Raw genomic sequence first — 6,451 nt, 5'->3', positions numbered from 1 at the left:
CACACCCAGCCAACCAGACACCCCAATCACAGGCCGACAGCAGCTGACCGTTCTACACCCTCAATCATGAAGAGCCTCATTAGGTCCGACAAGGACGAGGTGCTTGCGAATCTCGGGATCGGCACCAAACCGGCGAGTGCGATGTCGAGGTCGGCGAGTCGGCTGTAATTCTGGACCCTGAGGTTGGTGACATGCATCGTTAGCAGCTCTCCGACGTCAGTCGTGGCGAGAACATCACCAACCCACGAACCAGTCGGTGGTACGGAGGTGTACTCGAAACCACCACTCCCACAAGGTCACATCGCCGCAAACTAGTCATCAGCGAGCCCTTTGCCCGAGCCCAACCCAAAGAAGCGCTCGAAAAACTCACCGAGCCGATCAAGTACTCGCTGCTTCTTTTCACCGTGACCACCGCCAGCAGCGAAGCGTGAGGCCGGCGGCAACACCTTGATGATGGCCGTACCGGTCGCCTGAATCGCACCGTCGCGGAAGGCGGTCTCGACGAACTCGCGAGTCTCGTCTGGGTTGAGGTTTTCCTCGGTGATGATCCGATCAAGCTCAGCCGCCTTACGCGCTGCCACGTACTTCTGCCACTCGTCGTCGATTCCGCCGGTGGCAGAGATTGAATCGACGAAGTCCTCGATGAGATCCTTCTTGTTCCGCAAGCTCGGACTGGAATCGACGGCCCGGATGATTTCGGCGCGAATCTCCTTGTCGTCGCCGTCGCCTTTCGCCTCACGGTACTTCTGGACGAGCATCAGTATGTAGTCGACGTTGATTTCGACTTGCTTGATGAGCTCGATCTCGAAAACAACGTCATCGATGATCGACTCTTTGTCTGCATTCACGTCGCTGCGGAAGTCGGCGTACAGGTCAAGGTAGACGCTTCGGTAGTCCTGAGCCTGCCGGTCGGTGAGGATCTGGTTGCCCGCGAAGTCATCGAATGACACCAGGATGTTCTGCAGACGTAGGATCTGCCCGAACAGCGCAATGAACGCCTTTTGCGCGCTCTCGCCAACGATCTGCTCCCCCAACGGGAACCGCTGGAGCAGTTCGGTGACCTTGTCGGTGTACTCGCCGTAGTAATCGACGTACGGCTTGAGCAATACGATGCCGCCCGAGTCCTTATTGCCGAACAGCGCGATGGCGTCGTTGGTCTCCTCCTCAAGGTCTCGGAAGCTGACGATGTTGCCGTATGTCTTGACCGAGTTCAGGATTCGGTTAGTACGGGAGTAAGCCTGAATGAGGCCATGGGATCGTAGGTTCTTGTCGACCCACAGAGTATTCAGCGTCGTGGCGTCGAAGCCGGTGAGGAACATGTTGACCACGATCACAAGGTCGATTTCGCGGTTCTTCAACCGGAGCGACAGGTCCTTGTAATAGTTCTGAAACTTGTCGCTGGACGTGTCGAAGCTGGTGCCGTACAGATCGTTGTAGTCCTGGATCGCGTCTTCTAGGAACTCGCGAGCGGACGAGGTGAGCTGCCCCGTCTCGAACTCCTCCTCATCGATCGCCCCATCCTCAACAGCCTCGTTGGCGGCATAGGAGTAGATCAACCCGACCTTGAGACGTCGGTCTGGCGGCAGATCGTCCTGTTGGATGGCAAACTGGTTGTAATAGATGCGCGCAGCCTCAATCGAGGCGGTGGCGAACAGTGCATTGAAACCGTGGACGCGCCGCTCACCGAGCGAATAGTGTTGAGCCCGCTTCGTTTTCTGGTCGAAATGCTCCAGCGTGTATTCCACGATCTGACGCACACGCTCAGGTGCCAGCAGAGCCCTCTCGGTGTCGATGGCAGACACCTGTTTGTCCTTGACGCCCGCTGGCATCTTGACGGTGTTGACGAAGTCGATGCGGAAGGGCAGCACGTTCTTGTCGTTGATCGCATCGACAATCGTGTACGTGTGCGCCGCTGTCGAATGCTGCTCAGCCGGGCAGTTGCGCGGATCGCCGTGCCAGTAGCAGCCGAACGCTTGGGGTGTCGTGCGAAGCCGGGGGTTGCCGCCCGTACCAGAGTTCACGGCGAAAATCGGCGTACCCGTGAAGCCAAACAGATTGTAACGCTTGAACGCTTTCGTGATGGCCTGATGCATGTCACCGAACTGCGATCGATGACACTCATCGAAGATGATGACGACATGCCCGTTGAAGATGGCATGGTTCTTGTTCGCAGGTGCGTTGATAAACGTCGCGAGCTTCTGGATCGTCGTGATGATGATGTTGGCGTTTGGGTCTTCGAGCTGCTTCTTCAGCACCCTGGTTGAGGTGTTCGAGTTCGCAGCACCCTTCTCGAACCGGTCGTACTCGCGCATTGTCTGGTAGTCGAGATCCTTACGGTCAACCACAAAGAGCACCTTGTCGACGCTCGTGAGCTTCGACGCCAGCTGGGCAGTCTTGAACGACGTCAGGGTCTTGCCCGAACCGGTGGTGTGCCAGATGTACCCGCCGGCGGCCAGGGTGCCTAGTTGCTTGTAGTTGGTCGAGATATCGATCTTCTGGAGGATTCGCTCGGTCGCGACAATCTGATACGGACGCATAACCAGCAGTAGCCGGTCGGCAGTGAGGACGCAGTACTTCGTCAGGATGTTGAGCAATGTGTGCCGCGCGAAAAACGTTGTCGCGAAGGCCGTTAGGTCTTGAATCGGCCTATTGGCCGCATCCGCCCACCATGACGTGAACTCAAACGAGTTGCTCGTCTTCTTGGCCTTCGATGATCCCGCGGCATCCTTGATGTGTTGGCGACGCGTCGTATTACTGTAGTACTTCGTATGCGTGCCGTTGCTTATGACGAACAGCTGCACATAGTCGAACAGGCCAGAGCCGGCCCAGAAACTGTCCCTCTGGTAGCGATTAATCTGGTTGAACGCCTCACGTATGGCGACACCGCGCCGCTTCAGCTCGATGTGCACCATCGGCAGGCCGTTGACGAGCACCGTCACGTCGTATCGGTTGGAGTACTTGGCGCCGCCCTCGCACTGGCCGGCCTCGTACTGGTTGATCACCTGCAGCTTGTTGTTGTGGATGTTCGTTTTGTCGATCAGCTTGATGTTCTTGGTCGAGCCATCGTCGCGCGTCAGGATCCGGACGTAGTCTTCCTGGATACGGACGGTCTTATCCTCGATGCCTTCGTTCGCACCGGCGACCTTCTCGGTGAAGAACCGCTTCCACTCGGAGTCGGTGAACGTAATGCCGTTCAGCGCTTCAAGATTCGCACGGAGGTTGGCTATGAGGTCTTGTTCAGTCGTAATAGACAAATATTCGTACTCCTGCGACTGCAGGATTCTGATGAACTCACGCTCAAGGTCGGCCTCCGACTGGTACGAATCAGCCGCCTTGCCGCAAGGTACGAATTCCGCGACAACCGTGCTCTCGGCAGAGACGGCGATCGGGTCATAGCAGACTGCTTTGGCCTCGGTCATACCTGCACCTCCTCGAAAGTCAGCAGGCGGTCGCGGTAGTACTCATATTGCTTGCGGCGGGCTTTGAGCTCGGCAGACAGCTCGGCAGAGAGATCGCTCACCAGCACGTCAAACTTGTCGAGGATCTCTACTATGTGCTCTTGTTCCTCGAGGGAGGGGAAGGGAAAGCGCTCGTTTTCGAACGTCGCGAGATTGATGTTCGCTTGCGCGCTTCCTCGCCCTTTCGCCGCCAAGTCCGCTTTTAGTGATTGCAATAGGTATTCCACATAATACTGAGAAGTCTTTTCAGGATTTACAACCATCCCGATCACACTGTCCGGGAAGCACGCATCAAAGTCCAGAATACCTGTTTCGGCGATATTAGCTGCAATAGTGATACATATAGTCCCCCTCGGCCAGAGCTTGCTCTGGGCTAAGCCAACTTCATTGTAGGTTTGCGTGTATTCGGTAATGAGATGGCTGCCATTCCTGACATCTCCAGTCTGGATGAACGGGTAGCGCCCGCCGTATAGCTTTGCATCGTTGCGCGGACGATGCTTTGACTTTCCACGTCCAAAGTCAATTGCCGCCTCGCGAAGAGTTAACCATTCGCAACCATCTGCACCAAACTTCAATAGCGAATCTCGGTAGTGAGCGTGCTGAGACCGTCGAGCCAGCAGTTCTGCTTCTAGTTCTGCTTCTAGGCCTGTTTCCAACTGCACAAACTGATCCAATAATCGTACAATCTCCTGCTGCACCGCTAGAGGCGGCACGGGAATCCGAAAATCTGTGATCATCGGTTTCCGGATCGAGGTTACTGTCGCGCTCACAGCCTTCTGAAGAATAAACTTCTTGAAGTGGACCGAAAACACATAGTAAGCATATTTTGTATCGATCATCGGCGTTTGAAAACTGATTCTGTAGGCGCGCTGGTGCAGCGAGTACTTGCCACTCACGAAGTGAAAGATGTCGCCAATCCCGCCCTCTCCTGGGATCAAGACAGCATCCTCGTCGAACTCATACGTGTCACTGCGAAGAATCTCTTTCGATCGGACGTAGAACGGATACTCGCCGTCCGCAATCGCATCCTTGCGATCGGTACTGCCCGTCCCAACCTGCGCAATGTCACCAATCCGCAAGTAGGGCACACCGTTCGGAGCCATTTCAGCGACAAGTTCGTCGAGGCGGCTCACTTTGCCCCCTCAAGGTCCGCGACGATGTCGTCGATTGCGGCGCGAAGTTGTTGCTGGCGGGCGACGATGCGGCCGATCTCAGTGTTGAGTTCGGCGACGTCGATAATTTCGCGGGTGTCTTTCTGCCCGACATAAGAAGAAACTGCAATGTTGTAATCGTTCGCAGCGACATCTTCATTGGATACTAGTCGACACAGGTGGTCAACATCTTCGCGGTCCGTGAGAGCATCGAGAACATGCTGCTGGTTCTCTGGAAGGAGTTTATTCTTGTTACCGACGCGCTTGAATTCCGTCGATGCATCGACGAAGAGCACTCCATTATCCCTTTTCGACTTCTTTAGCACGATAATGCAAGTCGCGATCGTGGTACCAAAGAATAGATCCGGCGGCAGTTGGATGACAGCGTCAACATAGTTGTTGTCAACCAGGTACTGGCGAATCTTGCGCTCCGCACCACCTCGGTAGAGCACACCAGGAAACTCTACGATCGCGGCCGTACCGTTGACCGCCAGCCAGCTGAGGATGTGCATTGTGAAGGCCAGGTCGGCCTTCGACTTGGGCGCTAGCACGCCCGCTGGGGCATAGCGAGGATCGTTGATCAGCAGCGGATTGGCATCGCCCTCCCACTTGATTGAGTACGGGGGGTTGGAGACGATCGCATCGAACGGCTCGTCGTCCCAGTGCGCCGGATCGAGCAGCGTGTCACCGTGCGCGATGTCAAACTTTTCGTAGTTGACGTCGTGCAGGAACATGTTGATGCGTGCCAGGTTGTATGTGGTGAGGTTGATCTCCTGACCGAAGAATCCTTGGCGCACTTTATCTTTGCCGAGAACCTTGGCGAACTTCAGCAGCAGGGAACCTGATCCGCAGGCCGGGTCGTACACCTTGTTGACCGACTTCTTGCCGACCACCGTGATGCGCGCCAGTAGTTCCGAGACCTCCTGGGGTGTGTAGTACTCGCCACCGGACTTGCCAGCTTGGGAGGCGTACATCTGCATGAGGTACTCGTAGGCGTCGCCGAAAAGATCGATCGAGTTGTCTTCGAAGTTTCCGAGCGGCAGATTACCGATGGCGTCGAGTAGTTTGACGAGTTTCTCGTTGCGCTTGGCGACGGTGTTGCCCAGTTTTGGGCTATTGACGTCCAGGTCATCGAACAGGCCCTTTAAGTCGTCTTCGCTATCAGCGCCGACAGCGGAACCTTCGATGTTCTTGAAGACTTTCTGAAGTGTCTCGTTCAGGTTCTCGTCCTTGGCGGCCCGCTTACGGACATTGATGAACAGCTCGCTCGGAAGGATATAGAAGCCCTTCTCTTTGACCGTCTCCTCGCGACCGAACTCGGCATTCCTGTCACTGAGCGCGGTGTAGTCGAAGTCCGCTTGACCGGCCTCGCACTCCAGTTGGTTCAGATAGACGGTTAGGTTCTCGGAGATAAAGCGGTAGAACAGCATACCGAGGACATAGCTCTTGAAGTCCCAGCCATCGACTGCGCCACGCAGATCGTTGGCGATGCGCCAGATCGTCTTGTGGAGTTCAGCTCGCTGAGCCTCCCCCGTCGCAGGAGCCACTACCACGTCACCACCCTCGTACCGAGGTTCGCGGGGTACACAGTCACCAGTTCGCTCATGTTCAGATAAATCCCCTCCGATGTTGCACCACTTATTGACAATTGTTTTCAACAATATTGTCGCCATTGCACATTTCCACAGGTCAAGAGCATTTAGAACCGACCGCAGGTCACGCGCCTATAGCCTAGGTGACTGGTGCGATCACCTTGCACAGTTTGCGGGCTCTTCACAGATGAGGGTGTAGAGGTGGTTGGCGCGTCGTTGCCGGGATAGAGGTCGAGGTCTCTCGAAAATG

General features: G+C 55.8%; 3 protein-coding genes. All 3 read right to left on the bottom strand.

What is annotated here, in order from left to right:
- Positions 1-311: 311 nt before the first annotated feature.
- From ACJH7A_RS29770 to ACJH7A_RS29760, 3 genes are read right to left on the bottom strand one after another with little or no spacing between them, the layout of a single operon-like run.
- On the bottom strand, positions 312-3,419 hold the full coding sequence (locus ACJH7A_RS29770; RefSeq protein ID WP_406803259.1) for a type I restriction endonuclease subunit R: 3,108 nt from the start codon (positions 3,417-3,419) through the stop codon (positions 312-314).
- Entirely contained in the window at positions 3,416-4,591 is a 1,176-nt protein-coding gene (locus tag ACJH7A_RS29765) for a restriction endonuclease subunit S (protein WP_406803258.1), read from the bottom strand. Before ACJH7A_RS29765 ends, ACJH7A_RS29770 begins: the two co-directional genes overlap by 4 nt.
- Positions 4,588-6,156: a type I restriction-modification system subunit M gene (locus tag ACJH7A_RS29760; protein WP_406803257.1), complete on the bottom strand. Its 1,569-nt coding sequence runs from the start codon at positions 6,154-6,156 to the stop codon at positions 4,588-4,590. The genes ACJH7A_RS29765 and ACJH7A_RS29760 overlap by 4 nt, the downstream gene beginning before the upstream one ends.
- Positions 6,157-6,451 lie beyond the last annotated feature (295 nt).

The organism is Mycobacterium sp. SMC-17 (assembly GCF_045310915.1).
GTDB lineage: Bacteria > Actinomycetota > Actinomycetes > Mycobacteriales > Mycobacteriaceae > Mycobacterium.
Note: the sequence above shows the minus strand (reverse complement) of the source record. Positions and strands in the feature narration are given on the sequence as shown.